At 61.4% G+C, this 19,152-nt stretch carries 19 protein-coding genes; 7 read left to right on the forward strand and 12 right to left on the reverse strand.

Translation table 11 applies throughout. From position 1 onward, the window contains the following. Window positions 1–24: 24 nt before the first annotated feature. Window positions 25–948, reverse strand: coding sequence for an AraC family transcriptional regulator (locus tag EV286_RS11070; protein WP_132957094.1), 924 nt, complete (start codon window positions 946–948; stop codon window positions 25–27). A 117-nt stretch (window positions 949–1,065) separates the two neighbouring features. Here EV286_RS11070 and EV286_RS11075 point away from each other — a divergent pair, with 117 nt between their 5' ends. Next, window positions 1,066–1,404, forward strand: a complete 339-nt coding sequence (locus EV286_RS11075; protein WP_132957095.1) for a carboxymuconolactone decarboxylase family protein — start codon at window positions 1,066–1,068, stop codon at window positions 1,402–1,404. Between the two features lie 101 nt (window positions 1,405–1,505). On the opposite strand, the gene EV286_RS11080 is transcribed toward EV286_RS11075, so the two are convergent. The 3 genes from EV286_RS11080 to EV286_RS11090 form a co-directional block, all read right to left on the reverse strand. Next, on the reverse strand, window positions 1,506–2,012 hold the full coding sequence (locus EV286_RS11080; RefSeq protein WP_132957096.1) for a GNAT family N-acetyltransferase: 507 nt from the start codon (window positions 2,010–2,012) through the stop codon (window positions 1,506–1,508). A 203-nt stretch (window positions 2,013–2,215) separates the two neighbouring features. Further along, window positions 2,216–4,036 carry a translational GTPase TypA gene (typA, locus tag EV286_RS11085; RefSeq protein WP_132957097.1) on the reverse strand — a complete coding sequence of 607 codons (1,821 nt, stop codon included), beginning with the start codon at window positions 4,034–4,036 and terminating at the stop codon, window positions 2,216–2,218. A 169-nt stretch (window positions 4,037–4,205) separates the two neighbouring features. Continuing rightward, a complete protein-coding gene (locus EV286_RS11090; RefSeq protein ID WP_132957098.1) occupies window positions 4,206–6,296 on the reverse strand; it encodes a M3 family metallopeptidase in 2,091 nt (696 codons plus the stop codon). Between the two features lie 201 nt (window positions 6,297–6,497). On the opposite strand from EV286_RS11090, the gene EV286_RS11095 reads away from it, so the two are divergent. Next, window positions 6,498–6,932, forward strand: coding sequence for a hypothetical protein (locus EV286_RS11095; protein WP_132957099.1), 435 nt, complete (start codon window positions 6,498–6,500; stop codon window positions 6,930–6,932). On the opposite strand, the gene EV286_RS11100 is transcribed toward EV286_RS11095, so the two are convergent. Then, complete coding sequence (locus tag EV286_RS11100) at window positions 6,929–7,570, reverse strand: LysE family translocator (protein WP_132957100.1); 642 nt, start codon at window positions 7,568–7,570, stop codon at window positions 6,929–6,931. The genes EV286_RS11095 and EV286_RS11100 overlap by 4 nt on opposite strands. A gap of 355 nt (window positions 7,571–7,925) precedes the next feature. Beyond that, on the reverse strand, window positions 7,926–9,149 hold the full coding sequence (locus EV286_RS11105; protein WP_132957101.1) for an argininosuccinate synthase: 1,224 nt from the start codon (window positions 9,147–9,149) through the stop codon (window positions 7,926–7,928). Between the two features lie 191 nt (window positions 9,150–9,340). Between EV286_RS11105 and EV286_RS11110 the strand changes: the two genes are divergently transcribed. Together EV286_RS11110 and EV286_RS11115 are read left to right on the forward strand one after the other, a co-directional pair. Continuing rightward, on the forward strand, window positions 9,341–10,192 hold the full coding sequence (locus EV286_RS11110) for an SDR family NAD(P)-dependent oxidoreductase (RefSeq protein ID WP_132957102.1): 852 nt from the start codon (window positions 9,341–9,343) through the stop codon (window positions 10,190–10,192). 85 nt (window positions 10,193–10,277) lie between these two features. Next, window positions 10,278–10,919, forward strand: a complete 642-nt coding sequence (locus EV286_RS11115) for a LysE family translocator (RefSeq protein WP_132957103.1) — start codon at window positions 10,278–10,280, stop codon at window positions 10,917–10,919. 12 nt (window positions 10,920–10,931) lie between these two features. On the opposite strand, the gene rlmN is transcribed toward EV286_RS11115, so the two are convergent. The 4 genes from rlmN to EV286_RS11135 form a co-directional block, all read right to left on the reverse strand. Further along, window positions 10,932–12,164: a 23S rRNA (adenine(2503)-C(2))-methyltransferase RlmN gene (gene rlmN / locus EV286_RS11120; RefSeq protein ID WP_132957104.1), complete on the reverse strand. Its 1,233-nt coding sequence runs from the start codon at window positions 12,162–12,164 to the stop codon at window positions 10,932–10,934. A gap of 252 nt (window positions 12,165–12,416) precedes the next feature. Beyond that, window positions 12,417–12,920 carry an invasion associated locus B family protein gene (locus EV286_RS11125; protein ID WP_132957105.1) on the reverse strand — a complete coding sequence of 168 codons (504 nt, stop codon included), beginning with the start codon at window positions 12,918–12,920 and terminating at the stop codon, window positions 12,417–12,419. Window positions 12,921–13,254: 334 nt separating this feature from the next. Further along, window positions 13,255–13,647, reverse strand: a complete 393-nt coding sequence (locus EV286_RS11130) for a YkvA family protein (RefSeq protein ID WP_132957106.1) — start codon at window positions 13,645–13,647, stop codon at window positions 13,255–13,257. Window positions 13,648–13,699: 52 nt separating this feature from the next. Further along, window positions 13,700–14,005 carry a 4a-hydroxytetrahydrobiopterin dehydratase gene (locus EV286_RS11135; RefSeq protein WP_132957107.1) on the reverse strand — a complete coding sequence of 102 codons (306 nt, stop codon included), beginning with the start codon at window positions 14,003–14,005 and terminating at the stop codon, window positions 13,700–13,702. Between the two features lie 37 nt (window positions 14,006–14,042). Here EV286_RS11135 and EV286_RS11140 point away from each other — a divergent pair, with 37 nt between their 5' ends. Further along, the gene (locus tag EV286_RS11140) at window positions 14,043–14,549 is read left to right on the forward strand and encodes a low molecular weight protein-tyrosine-phosphatase (RefSeq protein WP_132957108.1); all 507 of its coding nucleotides are present in this window, start codon (window positions 14,043–14,045) and stop codon (window positions 14,547–14,549) included. Here EV286_RS11140 and thpR read toward each other — a convergent pair. Both thpR and EV286_RS11150 read right to left on the reverse strand, forming a co-directional pair. After that, entirely contained in the window at window positions 14,456–15,049 is a 594-nt protein-coding gene (gene thpR / locus EV286_RS11145; protein WP_132957109.1) for an RNA 2',3'-cyclic phosphodiesterase, read from the reverse strand. The genes EV286_RS11140 and thpR overlap by 94 nt on opposite strands. Before the next feature lie 67 nt (window positions 15,050–15,116). Continuing rightward, window positions 15,117–15,770, reverse strand: coding sequence for an arylesterase (locus tag EV286_RS11150; RefSeq protein ID WP_132957520.1), 654 nt, complete (start codon window positions 15,768–15,770; stop codon window positions 15,117–15,119). An 82-nt stretch (window positions 15,771–15,852) separates the two neighbouring features. Between EV286_RS11150 and EV286_RS11155 the strand changes: the two genes are divergently transcribed. Both EV286_RS11155 and EV286_RS11160 read left to right on the forward strand, forming a co-directional pair. Next, window positions 15,853–16,563, forward strand: coding sequence for an ABC transporter ATP-binding protein (locus tag EV286_RS11155; RefSeq protein ID WP_132957110.1), 711 nt, complete (start codon window positions 15,853–15,855; stop codon window positions 16,561–16,563). Next, window positions 16,560–19,106 carry an ABC transporter permease gene (locus EV286_RS11160; RefSeq protein ID WP_132957111.1) on the forward strand — a complete coding sequence of 849 codons (2,547 nt, stop codon included), beginning with the start codon at window positions 16,560–16,562 and terminating at the stop codon, window positions 19,104–19,106. The genes EV286_RS11155 and EV286_RS11160 overlap by 4 nt, the downstream gene beginning before the upstream one ends. Window positions 19,107–19,152: the final 46 nt, after the last annotated feature.

Consider the following 19,152-nt stretch of genomic DNA (forward strand, 5'->3'; position numbering starts at 1 on the left):
ACGACAGGGGGCGCTTCCCTGCCCTCAGACGGTACGCGCATCTCGGTGGCGGAACCGCGCCGGCGTGATGCCCATGCTCGCCTTGAACGTCTTGCCGAATGCAGCTTCAGAGGCGTAGCCGACATCGGCGGCGATATCCGCAATGCTGCGCCGCGTGTGGACAAGCGCGTCGCCCGCGATGGACATGCGCAGGTCCCTCAGGAAAGCGTGGGGACTCGTCCCCGCACTCTCCTTGAAGTGCCGCGCGAAGGTCGGCCGCGACATGGCGCAAAGTGCTGCCAGCCCGTCGATCGTCCAGTCCCTGCCGGGCTCCCGCACCATGGCCTGCAGCGCTTTCCACAGCCTTTGATCTGCAAGAAGCGAAAGCAGCCCCGGCATGTCTGGGCCTGCGGTGCCTTGCGCACGGAGCGCGAGTGCCAGCAGCACGAGGCAGAGGCCTGTCGCGACAGCCAGGGCGCCGGGGCGCTCGCCGACCGTCTCGTCGCGAAGCATCCCGGCAAGCGCCTTCAGCGTGCTCTCGGATTGCACCGCCGAGAGAGAGGCATGGAAAGGGTCCGGAAGCGCGTCGAGGAGCATCGACGAGGCGCCGCCGTCACAGGCGAAATGGCCGCAGAGCAGATCGAGATCGGGCTCGCCTTCGCCGTTCTGGCGCAGCGGCAGCATCCCCGCATGGGAGAGACGCATCGGCGCAGATGGCGGTCCTTTCTTGATCGCAGAGATCACATGCGCGTCGCCCTTCGGCAGCAGCAGGAAATCACCCGCCTGCAGTATCAGCGGCCTGCGGCCGTGGATGCTGATCATGCAGCTTCCTTCGAGCACGAGGTGAAAGGGGACCTGATCCGCCTCGACAACCGGATGATCGATGTCGAACGCGCCCTGCAGGCGGCAACGCAGGTCGAGAATTGGGCGAAGGCGGGCGAGTTCAATAATGCGGCTGAGAACATCCATGAGACGATCGCACTAGAGTATGAGCAAATTGAGCATTAAAAATATCACGCCGAAGGCTCATATTCCAATCCGACGGACGAGGCAATCAAGTCCGCTGTCTTGCTTCAGGAGCCTATGATGTTGAACTGGAAAGAATACCGCACGCAACTCCTCGGCCGCGTCGGCGAAATCGCCAAGCTCTCACCTGAGACGCTGAAAGGCTATCAGACCCTGTCCGCCGCTGGCCAGAAGACCAATCATCTCGACGCGAAGCAGCGCGAACTCATCGCGCTTGGCGTTGCGGTAACGCTCCGCTGTGACGGCTGTATCGTCATCCATACGACCGAAGCACAGAAGCACGGCGCCACGAAGGAGGAGATCGCCGAGGCTCTCGGCGTTGCCATCTCCGTTAATGCCGGCGCGGCCCTCGTTTACTCCGCGCGTGTGATGGATGCAGCCGACGCCATTGCGGGCTGAAATGCTGTAGCTTGCTTTTTCGGCAGGGGCGGCGGGTGTCCAAACAAATAACTTTGCGCCCGATATCGGGCGCAAGCCGCCTGAAATGATTTGGGGCTAGGTCAGCTCCAGACGAAGCCGATCTTCTTCAGCTGCTTGCCTTCGAAGGTTTCGACGCCTTCGCAGAAGTCGACGCCGCCGTGGCCCCTGTAGAAGCGGTCAGCGTTTTCATTCTCTTCGAGGCACCATACGACCAGGCCCTTGCAGCCAAGGGATTTCAGCAGGCGTCGCGCCTCGCCGAACAGCAGCCGGCCGAGCCCGATGCCCTGATACTCCGGACGCAGGTAGAGTTCGTATATCTCCCCTTCCTGGGGAAGAGCGCGCGCGCGATTCAGCCCGAGAGTCGCATATCCGGCGATCGTACCGGCAACGTCCAGGACCAGAAGGGTGGCGGGCCCACGGGTGGCCTTGCGCCACCAGTTTTCGTTACGACGCTCGATCATCTGCGTCAGCGCACGGTGAGGAATGATACCGGCATAGGTATATTTCCACGAGGCACGATGCACCTCAGATATGGCCCGTGCATCATGCGGCTCGGCACGCCGGACATCAATCAACAACGTCTTCATAACGTTTACTCTGGTCCCAACAGGGCAATTTAACCATCCATAAGGGTTATGAATTGGCCAATTGCCCACAGCCTTTAAATGTGGACGATGGGTGAAAGTTAACGCTTTTTTAAGCTTTGCGACAAGGCGGAAAACCCGACAGCGCACAAATAAAAACCCCGGCCAGAGGCCGGGGTCGCATTTCCAAAACTCGTCTGAAAGGCTTAGGCGTAACGAGCCTTCTCGAAGCGCTTGCGCTCGTTCGGATCGAGATACATCTTGCGCAGGCGGATCGACTTCGGCGTCACTTCCACGAGTTCGTCGTCCTGAATCCAGGAGAGAGCGCGATCGAGCGTCATGCGGATCGGCGGGGTCAGCTTCACGGCCTCGTCCTTGCCGGCGGCGCGGATGTTGGTGAGCTTCTTGCCCTTCAGCACGTTCACCTCGAGGTCGTTGTCGCGCGAATGGATGCCGATGATCATGCCGGCATAGACCTTCTCGCCGGCGTCGATAATCATCGGGCCGCGATCTTCGAGATTGAAGAGAGCGTAGGCAACTGCCTCGCCAGCTTCGTTGGCAAGCAGGACACCGTTAACGCGGCCGCCGATCTCGCCCTTGTAGGGCTGGTAGTCGTGGAACAGGCGGTTCATGATTGCCGTACCGCGCGTATCCGTCAGTAGCTCCGACTGGTAGCCGATCAGGCCGCGCGTCGGCGCGAAGAACTTCAGGCGAACGCGAGCGCCACCCGACGGACGCAGCTCGACCATTTCTGCCTTACGCTCGGACATCTTCTGAACGACGATACCCGAATGCTCCTCATCAACGTCGATGACGACTTCCTCGATCGGCTCCATCATCTCGCCAGTCGCTTCGTCCTTGTGCATAACGACGCGCGGACGCGATACGGCAAGCTCGAAGCCTTCACGGCGCATGGTTTCGATCAGGACGGCCAGCTGAAGTTCGCCGCGGCCGGACACGAAGAACGAATCCTTCTCGGAGGATTCTTCGATCTTCAGCGCGACGTTGCCTTCGGCCTCCTTGAACAGGCGGTCGCGGATGACGCGGCTCGTAACCTTGTCGCCCTCGGTGCCAGCATAGGGGCTGTCGTTGACGATGAAGGACATCGTGACGGTCGGCGGATCGATCGGCTGCGCCTGCAGCGCCTCGGTGATCGAAGGATCACAGAAGGTATCGGCAACCGTGCCCTTGGAAAGGCCCGCGATCGCGACGATGTCGCCCTGATGCGCTTCATCGATCGGCTGGCGCTCGATGCCGCGGAAGGCAAGGATCTTGGAGATACGGCCAGTTTCGATTGTCTTGCCGTCAGCGTGCAGAACCTTGACGGCCTGGTTCGGCTTGATCGAGCCGGAATTGATGCGGCCGGTGATGATGCGGCCGAGGAAGGGGTTCGCCTCGAGGATCGTACCGATCATCGTGAACGGACCTTCGTGAACGGTCGGTTCCGGAACATGCTCAAGCACGAGGTCGAGAAGCGGTGCCAGACCCTGGTCCTTCGGACCTTCCGGGTTGACGTTCATCCAGCCATCGCGGCCAGAACCGTACATGATCGGGAAGTCGAGCTGCTCGTCGGTCGCATCGAGGTTTGCGAAGAGATCGAAGACTTCGTTGATGACTTCTTCGTGGCGCCCGTCCGGGCGGTCGATCTTGTTGATCGCAACGATCGGGCGAAGGCCGACCTTCAGCGCCTTGCCGACGACGAACTTCGTCTGCGGCATCGGGCCTTCGGAAGCGTCGACGAGAACGATCGCGCCGTCCACCATCGAGAGAATGCGCTCGACTTCACCGCCGAAGTCGGCGTGGCCGGGGGTGTCGACGATGTTGATGCGGACACCCTTCCACTCGACCGAGGTCGCCTTGGCGAGGATGGTGATGCCGCGTTCCTTTTCCAGGTCGTTGGAATCCATCACGCGTTCGGCGACGCGCTGGTTGTCACGGAACGAGCCGGACTGTTTCAGAAGCTCGTCGACAAGGGTCGTTTTCCCATGGTCAACGTGCGCGATGATCGCGATGTTGCGGAGTGCCATTTTGTTTCGTTCTCAGGGGCTGAGGCGCGACGTTGGGAGAATGCGCCAATTTCATTTGGCGCGCTCATACCCTGTTTTTTGCGTTTGCGAAAGGGGGCTGGCCATTCCACGAGGCGTTTGACGCGCCCACCTGCACCAAACGCCTGCCGATTTGCCGGTCCTGCCGGCGCTAGGCGTCGGCGCCGGAAAGCTCCTCAAAGGTGGCAAGGCCCTTTTTCCGCAGCATCGCATCCGGGCTCGGCAGCTTGCCCCGGAAGGCCTTGTAGGTGTCTTCCGGGTCGATCGATCCGCCGACGGAATAGATGTTGTCCTTCAGTTTCTTCGCCATCTGGCTGTTGAATGCATCGCCCGTTTCCTCGAAGGCGGAAAAGGCGTCCGCATCCAGCACCTCCGACCACATGTAGGAATAGTAGCCTGCCGAGTAGCCGTCGCCGGCGAAGATATGTTGGAAGTGGGGCGTGGCATGCCGCATGACGATCGACTTCGGCATGCCGATCTCCGCCAGAACCTCCGCCTGGACTGCCATCGGATCCTCGACCGCGTCCCGCGTATGGAACGCCATGTCGACGAGGGCCGACGAGGTAAATTCGACGGTTGCAAAGCCGGAATTGAAGGTGCGGGCCGCCAGAACCTTGTCGAGCAACGCCTGCGGCATCGGCTCACCGGTTTCGAAATGCACAGCATATTGCTTCAGGATTGCCGGCACCGTCAGCCAGTGCTCGTAGAGCTGCGAGGGCAGTTCCACGAAATCGCGCGAGACCCCGGTGCCGGAAACGGAAGGGTAGGTCACGTTCGAAAGCATGCCATGCAGGCCATGGCCGAACTCATGGAACAACGTGCGCGCATCGTCGAGCGAAAGCAGCGCCGGCTTGCCTTCGGCAGGCTTGGCAAAGTTGCAGACGTTATAAACGATCGGAATCTCGCCCGTCGTGCCGTCCTTGAGCGGAAGCTTGTGCTGCGACTGGAAGGAGCTCATCCAGGCGCCCGACCGCTTCGACGGCCGCGCGAAGTAGTCGCCAAGGAAAAGCGCGATCAGCCGATCCTCCCGGTCGCGAATTTCGAAGACGCGCACGTCCGGATGATAGGCCGGCACGCCCTTCTTCTCGACGGCACGGATGCCGAAAAGGCGACCCGCCACATCGAAGCAGGCGTCGATGATCTTCTCGAGCTGCAGATAGGGCTTCAGCTCCGCCTCGGAGAAATCGAACTTCCGCGTGCGGATCTTTTCGGCGTAGTGGCGCCAGTCCCATGGCATGACCTCGTGGTTCCTGCCCTCCTCGGCGATCAGGGCCGCGATATCGGCCTCCTCCTCGTGGGCGCGCGCAGCAGCTTTCACCCAGACCTTCTTCAAGAGGTCGTTCACGGCCACCGGCGTCTTTGCCATGGTGTTGTCGAGCTTGAGTTCCGCGTAGTTGCCGTAGCCGAGCAGCTTTGCCTTTTCGGCTCTCAGCGCAAGGGTTTCGCCGATGATTGCGCGATTGTCCGTCTCGCCGCCGTTTTCACCGCGCGCCACCCAGGCCTTAAAGGCCTGCTCGCGCAGTTCGCGGTTCTCCGAGAAGGTCAGGAACGGCTCGATGATCGAGCGCGAGAGGGTGACGGCATACTTGCCCTCCTCGCCGCGTTCGCGGGCGGCCGCGGCCATAGAGTCGCGGAGAAAATCCGGAATGCCCACCAGATCCGCCTCGTTGGAAACGAGGAGAGCCCAGCTCTTTTCATCGGCGAGCACGTTCTGTCCGAAGTGAGCGCCGAGTGCCGCAAGCCGCTCGTTGACCGATGCCAGCCGCTCCTGCTCGGGCTTGGGCAGTTTTGCGCCGGACTTGACGAAGCCCTTCCAATGGCGCTCCAGCACTCGCGTCTCTTCCAGTGTCAGGCCCAGCGCCTCGCGCTTCTCCCACAGGGCATCGATGCGGCCGAAAAGCTCTGCATTCATGCCGATCTTCGAATAGTGGCGCGACATCTTCGGCGCGATCTCGCGTTCGAGCGCCTGGATGACCTCGTTGGTATGCGCGCCCGCCCGGTTCCAGAAGAGCGAAGATACCTTCGAGAGTTCGTCCCCAGCCAGTTCAAGCGCCGTCACCGTGTTCGCGAAGGTTGCCTCGGCCGGATTGTTGGCAATGGCATCGATTTCGGCCTCGTGTCCGGCGAGCGCCATCTCGAAGGCGGCGGCGAAATCGCCATCCCGCACCGCGTCGAACCGCGGCAGGCCATGCAGGCCGTTCCATTCGATGAGCGCCGGATTGAAGTCACTGGTGGAAGCCATTCGCAGATCCTCTGAAACTGTTGCGCCTGCCTATATAGGCAAAGGCATGGCCGATTGGTATGGCGCCCGCGAGCGTTGAAATGTGGCTGCGCGGGAAGTTGGGGATGACTTCTCGCAAACGGTGCTTTGAGGGGTATCGGCGGTTGACGCGCCCGCAACCATGGCGATAGTTTTTACGGCATATTAACAAAGGGTATTCGCATGGAGATCTTCTCTGTGCGGTCTTCTCAGAATTTACTCTACAAGAATAATGCCAACAACGCGAAGAATGCGAAGACCGCTGATTTTGCAATCGATTCAGCCTCCGGCAATTCCACGACGTTTCAGCTGGAAGACGTGGCCGGGGGACCAAACTTCACCTCTATCAGCCCCGGCCAATTGCGCAGCTATGCACGCCAGAGCCTCGATAGCGGCATAATAGACCAGGACACCTTTGCCGCGCTCTCCGAGCCCCTGCCGATGCGCGCGATCGATGCCCGGGGCAATCTCATCGACCTGTCGGAAGTAACCGACGGAACGAGCTTCAATTTCGTCGACTACTTTCACAACCAGTTGGAGATCGCCAACTCGATCGGCGATTCCGCGACGATCTCGACGCTGCAGTCCGTGGTCAATTTTCTCAACGGCAACGCCTAGGCTCTGCGCCAGCCGAGAAGCCCCGGCGTCGCGTGCCAAAGCGCCTGGGCGGCAAAGCCCATGAAGAGCACGCCTGAGCAACGCACGATCAGCCGTTCGTTGGCGCGGTAGAAGCGGCGCACGACGCCCGCACCAATGATGCCGATCAGGATGATATCGGCGACGACGAAGCCGATGAAGGATACGCAGAGCAGCAAGGGCAACGTGTCGAAGTCAAGCGCGCCTGCCGAGCCCGCGACCAGCGCCGTGAATGTGGCCAGCGCCACTGGATAGCCCTTGGGGTTGGTAACCCCGAAAATCAGCCCGCGGCGAAAGGGCCGTTCGACCGTCACCAGCGCCTGCCCGTCGGCCTTCGGCTTGGCGTTGACCGCGCTCCAGCCGATCCAGGCAAGATAGAAGCCGCAAAGCAATCCCAGCGCGTCGAAGACGAAAGTGCCGATCGTCTTCGCGCCGATGATGGCGACAAGCGCAAGTGACGACCAGATCAGGTCGCCGACGAGATGCCCCATCATGAACAGGGCACCCGCCCTGCGCCCCTGCCCCGCGCCGATGCCGAGAAGCTGCAGGAAAGCCGGACCGGGAATAAGCACATAGAAAAGCGCCGCCAGGAAAGCGCCGAACAGCAGGGATTGCGTCATGGAAATACTCCGGATGATGACCGCCCCAGCTTATGCGCGGCAGACACCCGGTCAAGGCGCATCAAGCCGCATGCGGTACGCCGGGCATAGACCACTGGCAAAGCCGCCAACCGGATTCATTATTTGAAGAGCGGCAAAGTACCCCGTCGCCGTCATTCCCGCCTTGAGCCGGAATCCGGCCGTCGCGCGTCTGCGCGGCGAGGGAGTCTCCCGCGATCAAGGACTTAATCACGCTGGATTCCGGCTCAAGGCCGGAATGACGGAGGATCAATGGGCCTCGAACCGCAATCGGTTTGTCGACAGTCTGAGCCCGCTTGGCAGAGTCGGCGGGCTCTCCGGTAGGGATGGATCGGCCTTACTTCGTCAGGTTGCGCTTGCCGAGTGTGCGCAGGCGCAGCGCATTGAGCTTGATGAAGCCCGCGGCATCCTTCTGGTCGTAGGCGCCCTGGTCGTCCTCGAAGGTGACAAGCTTGTCGGAATAAAGCGACTTCGGGCTCTCACGGCCAGTGACCATGACATTGCCCTTGTAGAGCTTCAGCGTCACTTCGCCTTCGACATGCTCCTGGCTCTTGTCGATCAGCGCCTGCAGCATTTCGCGCTCCGGCGAGAACCAGAAGCCGTAATAGATGAGCTCCGCGTAGCGCGGCATGATCTCGTCCTTGAGATGCGCGGCACCGCGATCGAGTGTGATGCTCTCGATTGCGCGGTGCGCCGTCAGAAGAATCGTGCCGCCGGGCGTTTCGTAGACGCCACGCGACTTCATGCCGACATAGCGGTTTTCGACGAGGTCGAGGCGGCCGATGCCGTTGTCACGGCCGTAGTTGTTGAGCGTGGCGAGCAGAGTCGCCGGGCTCATGCGCACGCCGTTGATCGAAACCGCGTCACCCTTCTCGAAGCCGACCTTGATGATGGTTGCCTTGTCCGGAGCGGCTTCCGGCGAAATCGTGCGCATGTGCACGTATTCCGGTGCTTCCTGGGCCGGATCCTCGAGGACCTTGCCCTCGGAAGAGGAGTGCAAGAGGTTGGCGTCGACCGAGAACGGCGCTTCGCCCTTCTTGTCCTTGGCAACCGGGATCTGGTGCTTCTCGGCAAATTCGAGCAGGTCGGTGCGGCTCTTGAACGACCAGTCGCGCCAGGGCGCGATGATTTTGATGTCGGGGTTCAGCGCATAGGCGGAGAGCTCGAAGCGAACCTGGTCGTTGCCCTTGCCGGTCGCGCCATGGGCGATCGCGTCGGCGCCGGTCTTCCTGGCGATATCGATGAGGTGCTTGGAGATCAGCGGACGGGCGATCGACGTGCCGAGCAGGTAGACGCCCTCATAGACCGCATTGGCGCGGAACATCGGGAAGACAAAGTCGCGAACGAATTCCTCGCGCACGTCCTCGATATAGATTTCCTTGATGCCGAGCATTTCGGCCTTCTTGCGCGCCGGCTCGAGCTCTTCGCCCTGGCCGAGATCGGCGGTGAAGGTGACCACTTCGGCGCCAAGCTCCGTCTGCAGCCACTTCAAGATAATCGAGGTATCGAGACCGCCGGAATAGGCGAGAACGACTTTCTTCACGTCTTTGTACGATGCCATGATGATGAGGTTCCGTTTGAATGGGAGCCGGCGGCAAGTGCCGCATGTCCGATATCGCGGCACTTTTAGCGAGATTATCGCGAGGCGCAAGGGAAAGTGACGCGTCTTCCGCGCGCCGATAGTGTTTGACAGTGCGCGAGCGGGAACCATATTCGGCAGCGAGCTTACAATGCTGCAGGAGGAGTTTATCCGTGGCCAATATTCAAGAGATTTTCAAGAAGTCCAATGTTGCCGTCATCACCGGCGGTGCGTCCGGCATCGGCTTTGCCGCCGCACAGCACTTCGCCAAGGCAGGCATGAGTGTGGTGATTGCCGATCTCGGCGGCGAGAAGCTTGCCGAGGCACGCGCAGCACTCGAGGCGATAGCCGGTGAAGAGCATGTCATGGCTGCCGAAACCGACGTCAGCCGCAAGGAAGACCTCGAGGCACTCGAACGCGCGGTCATTCAGCGTTTCGGGCGCGTACACGTTCTCATGAACAACGCGGGCATCGGCCCGGAAACGTCGATCTTCAGCGCCCAGGCGAACTGGGACAGCATCCTCGGCGTAAACCTGATGGGTGTCATCAACGGCACACGCACCTTTGGCCCGCACATGATCGCTCATGGCGAACCTGCACTCATCATCAACACCGGCTCGAAGCAGGGCATCACCACCCCGCCCGGCAATCCCGCCTATAACGTCTCGAAGGCCGGCGTTAAGGTGTTCACGGAAGCCCTCCAGCACGAGCTGCGCAACACTCAGGGCTGCAAGGTTTCCGCCCATCTGCTCATCCCGGGCTTCGTCTTCACCGGCCTCACCAAGGGTGACCGCGCCGAAAAGCCGGCCGCCGCCTGGACCTCGGAGCAAACGGTCGATTTCATGATCGAGAGCCTTGGCGGCGACGACTTCTACATTCTCTGCCCCGACAACGACGTTGCCCGCCCGGTCGATGAGCGCCGCATGGCCTGGGCCATCGGCGATGTCATCGAAAACCGCCCGCCGCTCTCGCGCTGGCATCCTGACTATGCCGAGAAGTTCAAGGCCTTCCTTGAACAGAAGTAATCGGCCGCATCACAAGGTTTGATTGGTAATTTTCTGAAAGCCGGATAGAACTCGTCGACGTTTTTCCGGCTTTCAGAGTGTAACCATGGATTTCCTGCCGAGCCTGCCCACCCTTATCGCCTTCGCTGCGGCGACGTTGCTGCTTGCCGCAACCCCCGGCCCGGACATGACCCTGTCGATCAGCCGCGCTTTGGCACAGGGCAAGAAGGCCGCGCTCTTCGTCGTGCTCGGCACCAGCCTCGGCATCGTCGTCCATACCATGCTGGTCGCTTTCGGCGTTTCGGCGCTGATCACGGCCTCGCCGACGGCCTTCCTGATCCTGAAGACCGGTGGCGCTGCCTATCTGCTCTGGCTCGCCGTCCAGGCGATCCGCTTCGGTTCCAAGCTCTCGATCGCCAAGGTGGAAGAGCCGAAGGGCACGGCTCTCTCGAACATCTCATCCGGGTTCTGGGTGAACCTGCTGAACCCGAAGGTCATCATCTTCTTCATGACCTTCCTGCCGCAGTTCGTCAGCGCCGGCGATCCCGCCGTCACGCACAAGCTGCTCTTCCTCGGCTTCTGCTTCATCCTGATCGGCATGCCGGTCAACGCCGCCGTGGTTTTCGCGGCCGATTGGCTGGCCGGATGGCTGCAGAACAACAAGAAGGTACTGCGCGGGATGGACTACACCTTCGCCGGCGTCTTCTCGGTCTTCGCCATGAAGATCTTCCTCACGCAGGCCCGATAGGCCGGGCGCGGATCAGTCGTCCGCGCCGTGGTTGGCGATCATCATCGCCTCGAAGGCCAGGCGCTCGGTCTTGCGCATGCGCTCTGATTCCGACTTCAGCTGGCCGCAGGCTGCAAGGATATCGCGGCCACGCGGCGTGCGGATCGGCGAGGCATAGCCGGCCTGGTTGATGAAATCGGCGAACTTCTCGATCTGTGCCCAGTCCGAACACTGGTAATTGGTGCCCGGCCAGGGGTTGAACGGAATGAGGTTGATCTTCGCCGGCACGCCCTTGAGCAGCTGGATGAGCCCCTTGGCATCTTCCAGGCTGTCGTTGACGTCCTTCAGCATCACATATTCGAAGGTGATGCGGCGGGCATTCGAAAGACCCGGATACTTCCGGCAGGCCTCGATCAGTTCCTTCAGCGGATACTTCTTGTTGATCGGCACGAGAATATCGCGCAGGTCGTCGCGCACGGCATGCAGCGAGATCGCCAGCATGACGCCGATCTCGTCGCCCGTGCGGAAGATCTCGGGCACGACGCCTGAGGTAGAGAGCGTCACGCGGCGCTTCGACAGCGACAGCCCGTCGCCGTCGGTCGCGATCAACAGCGCCTGCTTCACCGCATCGAAGTTGTAGAGCGGCTCGCCCATGCCCATCATGACGATGTTGCTGACCTTGCGGCCTTCGGCCGGCATGATCGTACCCTGCGGCGCTTCGCGATCCGGGAAATCGCCCAGCCGGTCGCGGGCAAGCAGAAGCTGGGAAAGGATTTCCTCGGCCGTCAGATTGCGCACCAGGCGCTGCGTGCCGGTGTGACAGAAGGAACAGGTAAGCGTGCAGCCGACCTGGCTGGAAATGCAGAGCGTCCCGCGGCCTTCTTCCGGAATATAGACGGCCTCGATCTCGACCGGACGGCCCGCACCGCGCGCCGGGAAGCGCAGCAGCCACTTGCGGGTGCCGTCGTTTGAGACCTGCTCCTCGACGATCTCGGGCCGCGAGATCGTGAAATGCTGCTTCAGCATTTCACGCATGTCCTTGGCGATATTGGCCATGTGATCGAAATCGGAGACGCCGCGCACATAGATCCAGTTCCACAACTGGCTGACGCGCATCTTGATCTGCTTCTCCGGCACGCCCTTTTCGCGGAGTGCTGCACGCATCTCCTCCCGGCTGAGGCCGATCAGCGAGGGCTTCGGCAAGGCTTCGCCCCGCATCTGCGCGCCAGCAGGCTTGATAACGGTCATCGCATCCATGACGGACATAGTCTTAAATCCCGAATTCAACATGCCGGGGCCGCGGTAAGCCGGAAGACTTTGCGGGCGCAGAAGGCACATTGGCAGAGTGTTAATGGCGCGGCGCGGCGATCAGTATCGCGGTCAGCCGGCAGCTTTACGCGGCCCTTTAGCACTAAATTCGCGGCGCGTCATCCCCGCCGAAAAATGAAAGCCGGCGCGACGGCCGGCTTTGCTTGTGATGACAATCGGATCACGTTCCCGTGATCACTGCCGAAAAAGCTATTTGCAGCTTTCGATTTGCTTCAGCGCAGCCGAAATGCCCGACAGCGAGTAGGCGTAGGACGTCCCGGTGCCCTTCTTCGACACCGCAGTCACGGTCATCGAATGACCACCCTTCATCGCCGCCACCAGCGCCGGTTCCTGGGCTGCATTTTCCACCCAGGCGGCCTTGTCCTTGGTGAACATCACAAAGACCTTGCCGTCGATGTTCACATTGACCTTCGAGTTCTCCTTGAGGGAGTAACCCATCATGGCCTGCGGCTCGTAAGAGATATTCTGACCTGGGCGCTGCGAGACGATGAAGAAGTTGTCGCCGTGGTCCACGCTTGCCGGCTCCTTCGTCGTCGGCACGGAGAGGACGTAGCACACCTTTCCGCCGCCAGACTGGTAGGAATAGGCGCCCCAGGCCTGGAATTGCTGGATACGGGTCGGTGACTGGGCAGATGCAACGCCGGCTGTAGCTAGAATGAGGATAAGAGCGGTTGCTGTACTTTTAACAAACATGATTTCCTGCCGGTTTTCTGCGATCCAGGGCCCGAATGATTTTCGATGGACGAAGTTCGTTCACGATTTGCTTTATTTTGACTTAATTCAGGTTACCAAACCGTCAACAGTGGCGATGACGTGCTTCTGCGTGTGTCTTTTTCGCTCACGTGTCAACTTTTCGGCGTGACGATCGCGTCGTGGAGAATTTTCGAGGCCCGGTGGCGAGATGCCATCCCTTCGCGAGAATCTAAGACATAAAGATTCAGGCAAGAGTTTGACCTTGGCTGCGCGCATCGCAGCCGGTTAAGACACCGAAATAAAGGGAGGAATCCGAAAGGGGCATATCTGAGCGCTAGCGAGCTCCCGCCACCCCTTCGGGGCCGTCGGCCAGCGCGCTGTCCGCCGCTTCATAATGGCGCTCTCGGATATGCCCGCTGATCATCGCGAAGGCGGCCGAAAGTACCGCGATATCGTCGGAAAATCCGATGACGGCAAATATATCGGGGATCACGTCGACGGGCATGACAAAATAGCCGAGCGCGGCCAGAAGTATGCCTCGTACACGAGTGGGCGTCTGCGGATCGAGCGCACAATAGAAGGCGGCAACGACATCGCGCGAGAAAGGAATCTGCCTCACTGCCCTGCGGAACGTCGGCCAGAACTTGCGCCGCACCGATTTCTCCCGCCGCTCACGCGTATCGTCGTCGCCTGGCAGCAGGATCTCACCGAACTTTACTTCATCCATTCCACTCACCCCTGCGAATTCACAGAAACATATGGCGATGCCAGGCGGCAATTCAATCCGCCCGGCGACCGGCCGCCTTGTCCATTGCCGCGGCGAGGCGGAAATCCAGCTCGGTCAAGCCGCCGACATCATGCGTATTGAGCGTCACCTCGACGCGCGAATAGACGTTGGACCATTCCGGATGATGATTGAGCTTTTCTGCAGCCAGCGCGCCCTCGGTCATGAAGCCGAAGGCCTCGACGAAATTGCGGAACTTGAAGCTCTTTGAAATCGCCGTTCCAGTTTCGTTAAGCGTCCATCCATCCATTGCCGAGAGGCTCTGGGCAATGGCGGACCGTTCCAGTTTCTCGTATTTCATGCGATATTCGCTCCTCTTTCGTCAGCCGAACTCTATCATGAAACGCATTTCCATCCTCTTTGTTTGCATGGGAAACATCTGTCGTTCGCCACTGGCCGAGGGCATCTTTCTGCATTTGGTCGGCAGGCAGCACGGTATCGAAGGTTTCGACGTCGATTCGGCCGGCACGGGTGGCTGGCACGAGGGAGAACCGCCGGACCGGCGATCGATTGCCGTTGCCCGCGGTCACGGCCTCGACATTTCCAATCAGCGGGCACGAAAGATTCGCCGGGACGACTTCGACCGGTTCGATGTCATCGTGGCGATGGATCGCAACAATCTCGCGGAACTCACCAAGACCGCGCCGCCCGGCGCGCGGGAGCGCATCCACCTCTTCAGCAGTCTCGCCCAAGGCACGATCGAGGATGTACCCGATCCCTATTACGGCGACATGGACGCCTTCGAGGCGGTCTACAGCATGCTCTTCGCCGGCTGCAGCAGGCTCGCCGAAGGCATCGGGAAGACATGGCCCTCGTTCAGCGGGAACACCTCTTCCGTCAAATAGGGGCCACCGCCGACCGATTCGCGCGACGAAAGCAGCACGAAGCGTGAAACAGTAAAGGGCGCGGTATAGAAGTTCCCGCGCCCGGAAAGATAATGGACCACGTCGTCGACGCGCGATGACTTGAGGCGCGCCAAGGTGACATGCGGGGTGAACTTGCGCGGGTCCGGCGGCAGGCCGATCCGCTGGCATATCCGCTCGATCTCCGCCTGGAGCGCGTACATCTCGGGGGGCTGGGAGACACCGGCCCAGACCGAGTGCGGCTTCTTGGATCCGAACGAACCGATCCCCTCGAGCCTGAGCTGGAATTCCGGCCTGTCGATCCGGTCGAGGCGCCCGACAATCTCGTCTGCCGTCCGTCCGTCGACGTCACCGATGAAGCGCAAAGTAATGTGATAGTTCTCTACGTCGATCCACCTTGCACCGGGAAGACCACCGCGAAGTAACGACAGGCTCATAGCCGCGTTGCGCGGAATTTCGAGGGCGGTAAATAGTCTCGGCATAACGAGCCTCCCCGAATCTTTTGCAGATGCTAACAGCGAATCATGCAATCAATTTGAGCGCAAGTCCCTATTTCTTCACAGAAGAAATCATCCCAATGAAATCCGTGACAGCCGGCATCATACGCTCAACCATGACATCGACGCCCTTGGCGTTGGGATGCATCCCATCCTCCAGTTGTAGGGCTGCCTGGGCCGCGACACCATCTAGGAAGAAGGGGTAGAGCGGTAAGTCGTATTTGTTGGCAAGCCGGCTATAGATCGGATTGAAGCGTGCGGCATAGTCCTCTCCCATGTTCGGCGGCGCCAGCATGCCCACCAAAAGGACGGAGATGTGTCGGTCCTTGAGCCTCGCGATCATGGCGTCGAGGTTCTTCTCGGTCTCCTCCGGCGCGATGCCACGCAGGGCATCGTTCGCCCCGAGCTCCAGGATCACGCCATCCGTCCCGTCCGGTATTGACCAGTCGATGCGCGCCAGCCCGCCCGATGTCGTGTCACCGGACACCCCGGCGTTGCTGATGGCGACATCCAGGCCCTTCGCCTTCAGCGCGGCCTGCAGCTTGTCCGGAAAGGCGTCAGTGGGTGGCAGCTGGTATCCCGCCATGAGGCTGTCGCCAAAGCCGACGAGGTTGATCGTTGCCGCCTTCGCCATTCCAGTCATCGCCCCGAAAAGCAGACTTGCGGCAATGACGCCGATTTGAAGCGCGGTAGCTTTAAATCTCATCATCCATTCCCTAGATTGCCAGAGGAGGTTGTCCAACCGCGACCGGCTCCACCATTTCATGGGCTTATATAGGGCGATTCCAGTGGCAGACACCATCATCGAGCTCAAGGGCGCAGATCTGACGCTGGGCAACGCCGCCGCTTCGGTTCATGTGCTGAAGGGTATAGACCTGACGGTTTCCGCTGCCGAGTCGGTCGGTATCCTGGGTCCGTCGGGATCCGGCAAGTCGACGCTGCTGATGGTTCTTGCAGGCCTCGAGCGCCTCGACAGCGGTGAGATCGTCATCAAGGAAACGCCGCTCCACCGCATGAGCGAAGACCAGGTCGCCGCCTTCCGCGGCCGCAATATCGGTATCGTCTTCCAGTCCTTCCACCTGATCGCCAACATGACGGCGTTGGAAAATGTTGCGGTGCCACTTGAGCTCGCCAACATCAGCGACCCTTTCGAGGTGGCCAGGCGCGAGCTTGAAGCGGTCGGGCTCGGCGAGCGGCTCAGTCACTATCCGGGCCAGCTGTCGGGAGGCGAGCAACAGCGCGTCGCCATCGCCCGCGCACTTGCGCCGTCGCCGGCCCTTTTGATTGCCGACGAGCCGACGGGCAACCTCGACACCGATACCGGCCGCCAGATTGCCGACCTGCTCTTTGCCAAGCAGGCGGAGCGAGGCATGACCCTTCTGCTTGTCACCCATGATCCGTCGCTTGCTGCACGCTGCTCCCGCCAGATCCGGGTTCGTTCCGGCCGCATCGAAAGCGACAGCGCCACGCCGCGCCGGGCCGAGGCTGCGATTGCATGAGCGGGGCGAGTCCCTATCTCGGCCTCGCCTTTCGTTTTGCATTGCGCGAGCTGCGAGGCGGCCTTTCCGGCTTCTACATCTTCCTCGCCTGCATCGCGCTCGGAACCGCAGCGATCGCGGCGGTCAATTCCGTCTCCCAGTCGATCACGGATTCGATCTCCTCGCAGGGGCAGGAGCTTCTCGCCGGCGACGTCCGTTTCGAGCTGAACAATCGCGAGGCGCTGCCCGAAGAGATGGCCTTCCTGAAAGGGCTGGGGAGTGTTTCGGTCTCCACCGGCCTTCGCTCAATGGCGCGGCTGCCAAATGGATCGGACCAGGCCCTGGTGGAGGTCAAGGCCGTCCATGGCGCCTACCCGCTTTACGGAACCTTCCGGGCGGAGCCCGATCGCCCGCTCTCCGCTCTTCTCGCCGATGACAGCGGGATCTATGGCGCGGTCGCTGCGCCGCTCCTGCTGGAGCGTCTCGGCATTTCGGTCGGTCAGGAAGTCCTGCTCGGAAATACCCGCCTGCGCATCACCGGCACGGTCGCAAACGAGCCGGACGCCCTTTCCGACGGCTTCAATTTTGCACCCCGGCTTTTGGTCGGGCGCGCCGCACTGATTGCCTCCGGCCTTATCCAGACAGGCAGCCTTGTCGAGAACGTCTACAAGATCAGGATGGATGATGCCGCCTCCGGCATCAGAACCATCCGCGAGCGCGCAAACGCCGCGTTCCCCTCGGCGGGCTGGTCGATCCGCACCAGCGATCGCGCCGCACCCTCGCTCACGGAAAACGTAACGCGCTTCTCGCAGTTCCTGACGCTTGTCGGCTTGACTGCCCTCGTCGTCGGTGGCGTGGGTGTCGCCAATGCCGTGCGCGCCTTCCTCGATTCCAAGCGCACGACCATCGCCACCTTCAAATGCCTCGGCGCACCGGCCTCGGTCGTCGTCGCCATTTACCTCATCCAGATCTCATTGATCGCACTTGCGGGAATTGTCGCAGGCCTCCTGGTCGGCGCGGCGGCACCGATACTCGCTGCCCAGTTTCTCGCGCAGTTCCTGCCGGTCTCGACGGACCCGACCCTTTATCCGGGCGCGCTCGCGCTGGCCGCCGCGTTCGGCATCCTGACCATGCTGGCCTTTGCGGTGCTGCCCCTCGGCCATTCCCGCGAGGTCCCGGCGACAGCGCTCTTTCGCGAGCAGGGCTTCGAGCCGAAGGGGTTGCCATCCTGGCCGTACCTCGTCGCCGCCGCCATCTTCATGGCCGCGCTCGCCGCGCTTGCCATAGCCGTCGCCTACGACCGGTTCATCGCGACTGTCTTTGTCGTGGCGACCGCCTTTTCCTTCATCCTGCTTCGCTTGGTCGCCGCCCTCGTCGGCTGGCTTGCGCGGCGCAGCCCCCGCGTAAACTCGCCGGCCCTGAGGCTCGCCATCGGCAATATCCATCGCCCCGGCGCGCTGACGCCCTCCGTGGTGCTGTCGCTCGGCCTCGGCCTGACGCTCCTCGTCACGCTCACCCTCATCGACGGCAATCTCAGGCGCCAGCTGACCGGCAGCATGACCGAACATGCGCCGAACTTCTTCTTCGTGGACATCCAGGGGAGTGAACTGGATGGCTTCCGCAATGTCGTCCGCAGCCAGGCGCCCGATGGCAAGCTCGTGGAGGTGCCGATGCTGAGGGGCCGGATCATCGCCCTCAATGGACAGGATGTGACCAAGATGACCGTGCCGCCCGGCGGACAATGGGTCCTTCGCGGCGACCGCGGCATCACCTATTCCGAGGATCTTCCGGAGAACGCAGCGCTCGCCGGGGGAACCTGGTGGAACAAGGACTATACGGGCGAGCCGCTCGTCTCGTTCTCCTTCGAGGAGGCCAAGGCACTCGGCCTCGAGATCGGCGACACCGTCACCGTCAACGTGCTCGGCCGCAACATCACCGCACGCATCGCCAATTTCCGCACGGTGAAATGGGAATCGCTCTCGATCAACTTCGTGATGATCTTCTCGCCCAACACCTTCCGCGGCGCACCGCACGCCTGGCTTGCCACGCTCACCGATCCGCCGGCGACAGCCGCGGAGGAAGCCGCCGTGCTCAAGACCGTCACCAATGCCTACCCGACGATTACGAGCGTGCGCGTCAAGGATGCGATCGATGTCGTCAATACGCTCGTGGCGCAGCTCGCAACCGCGATCCGCGCCGCCGCCTCGGTGGCGCTGATTGCATCCGTGCTGGTTCTCGCCGGAGCGCTTGCGGCCGGAAACCGGGCGAGAACCCATGATGCCGTGGTGCTGAAGACCCTCGGCGCGACACGCGCGATGCTGATCCGCGCCTTCAGCTACGAGTATGTCATTCTCGGCGCGGCAACCGCCATCTTTGCGCTCTTCGCGGGCGGCGTCGCTGCCTGGTATGTCGTCACCCGGATCATGCGCCTTCCCTCGACCTTCATGCCCGACGTTGCGGTGCTGACACTGGTGATCGCGCTCGTGCTGACCGTCGGCATCGGCTTGATCGGCACCTGGCGTATCCTGGGCCAGAAGGCTGCGCCAGTGCTGCGAGAGCTTTGACGAAAGGCCTTGCAGGATCGCGCTGCAAGCGGCCTACCTTACGGCA

Source organism: Rhizobium sp. BK251 (genome assembly GCF_004345245.1).
Taxonomy (GTDB): Bacteria; Pseudomonadota; Alphaproteobacteria; order Rhizobiales; family Rhizobiaceae; genus Rhizobium.

What these genes read in the sequence shown, in the direction of transcription:
- EV286_RS11080 (WP_132957096.1), bottom strand. Translation starts at nt 2,012, where the DNA reads ATGAAGACGTTGTTGATTGATGTCCGGCGTGCCGAGCCGCATGATGCA.
- EV286_RS11090 (WP_132957098.1), bottom strand. Translation starts at nt 6,296, where the DNA reads ATGGCTTCCACCAGTGACTTCAATCCGGCGCTCATCGAATGGAACGGC.
- EV286_RS11100 (WP_132957100.1), bottom strand. Translation starts at nt 7,570, where the DNA reads ATGACGCAATCCCTGCTGTTCGGCGCTTTCCTGGCGGCGCTTTTCTAT.
- EV286_RS11105 (WP_132957101.1), bottom strand. Translation starts at nt 9,149, where the DNA reads ATGGCATCGTACAAAGACGTGAAGAAAGTCGTTCTCGCCTATTCCGGC.
- EV286_RS11115 (WP_132957103.1), top strand. Translation starts at nt 10,278, where the DNA reads ATGGATTTCCTGCCGAGCCTGCCCACCCTTATCGCCTTCGCTGCGGCG.
- rlmN (WP_132957104.1), bottom strand. Translation starts at nt 12,164, where the DNA reads ATGTCCGTCATGGATGCGATGACCGTTATCAAGCCTGCTGGCGCGCAG.
- EV286_RS11135 (WP_132957107.1), bottom strand. Translation starts at nt 14,005, where the DNA reads ATGAAATACGAGAAACTGGAACGGTCCGCCATTGCCCAGAGCCTCTCG.
- EV286_RS11140 (WP_132957108.1), top strand. Translation starts at nt 14,043, where the DNA reads ATGAAACGCATTTCCATCCTCTTTGTTTGCATGGGAAACATCTGTCGT.
- EV286_RS11075 (WP_132957095.1), top strand. Translation starts at nt 1,066, where the DNA reads ATGTTGAACTGGAAAGAATACCGCACGCAACTCCTCGGCCGCGTCGGC.
- typA (WP_132957097.1), bottom strand. Translation starts at nt 4,036, where the DNA reads ATGGCACTCCGCAACATCGCGATCATCGCGCACGTTGACCATGGGAAA.
- EV286_RS11160 (WP_132957111.1), top strand. Translation starts at nt 16,560, where the DNA reads ATGAGCGGGGCGAGTCCCTATCTCGGCCTCGCCTTTCGTTTTGCATTG.
- EV286_RS11125 (WP_132957105.1), bottom strand. Translation starts at nt 12,920, where the DNA reads ATGTTTGTTAAAAGTACAGCAACCGCTCTTATCCTCATTCTAGCTACA.
- EV286_RS11130 (WP_132957106.1), bottom strand. Translation starts at nt 13,647, where the DNA reads ATGGATGAAGTAAAGTTCGGTGAGATCCTGCTGCCAGGCGACGACGAT.
- EV286_RS11095 (WP_132957099.1), top strand. Translation starts at nt 6,498, where the DNA reads ATGGAGATCTTCTCTGTGCGGTCTTCTCAGAATTTACTCTACAAGAAT.
- EV286_RS11150 (WP_132957520.1), bottom strand. Translation starts at nt 15,770, where the DNA reads ATGAGATTTAAAGCTACCGCGCTTCAAATCGGCGTCATTGCCGCAAGT.
- thpR (WP_132957109.1), bottom strand. Translation starts at nt 15,049, where the DNA reads ATGCCGAGACTATTTACCGCCCTCGAAATTCCGCGCAACGCGGCTATG.
- EV286_RS11070 (WP_132957094.1), bottom strand. Translation starts at nt 948, where the DNA reads ATGGATGTTCTCAGCCGCATTATTGAACTCGCCCGCCTTCGCCCAATT.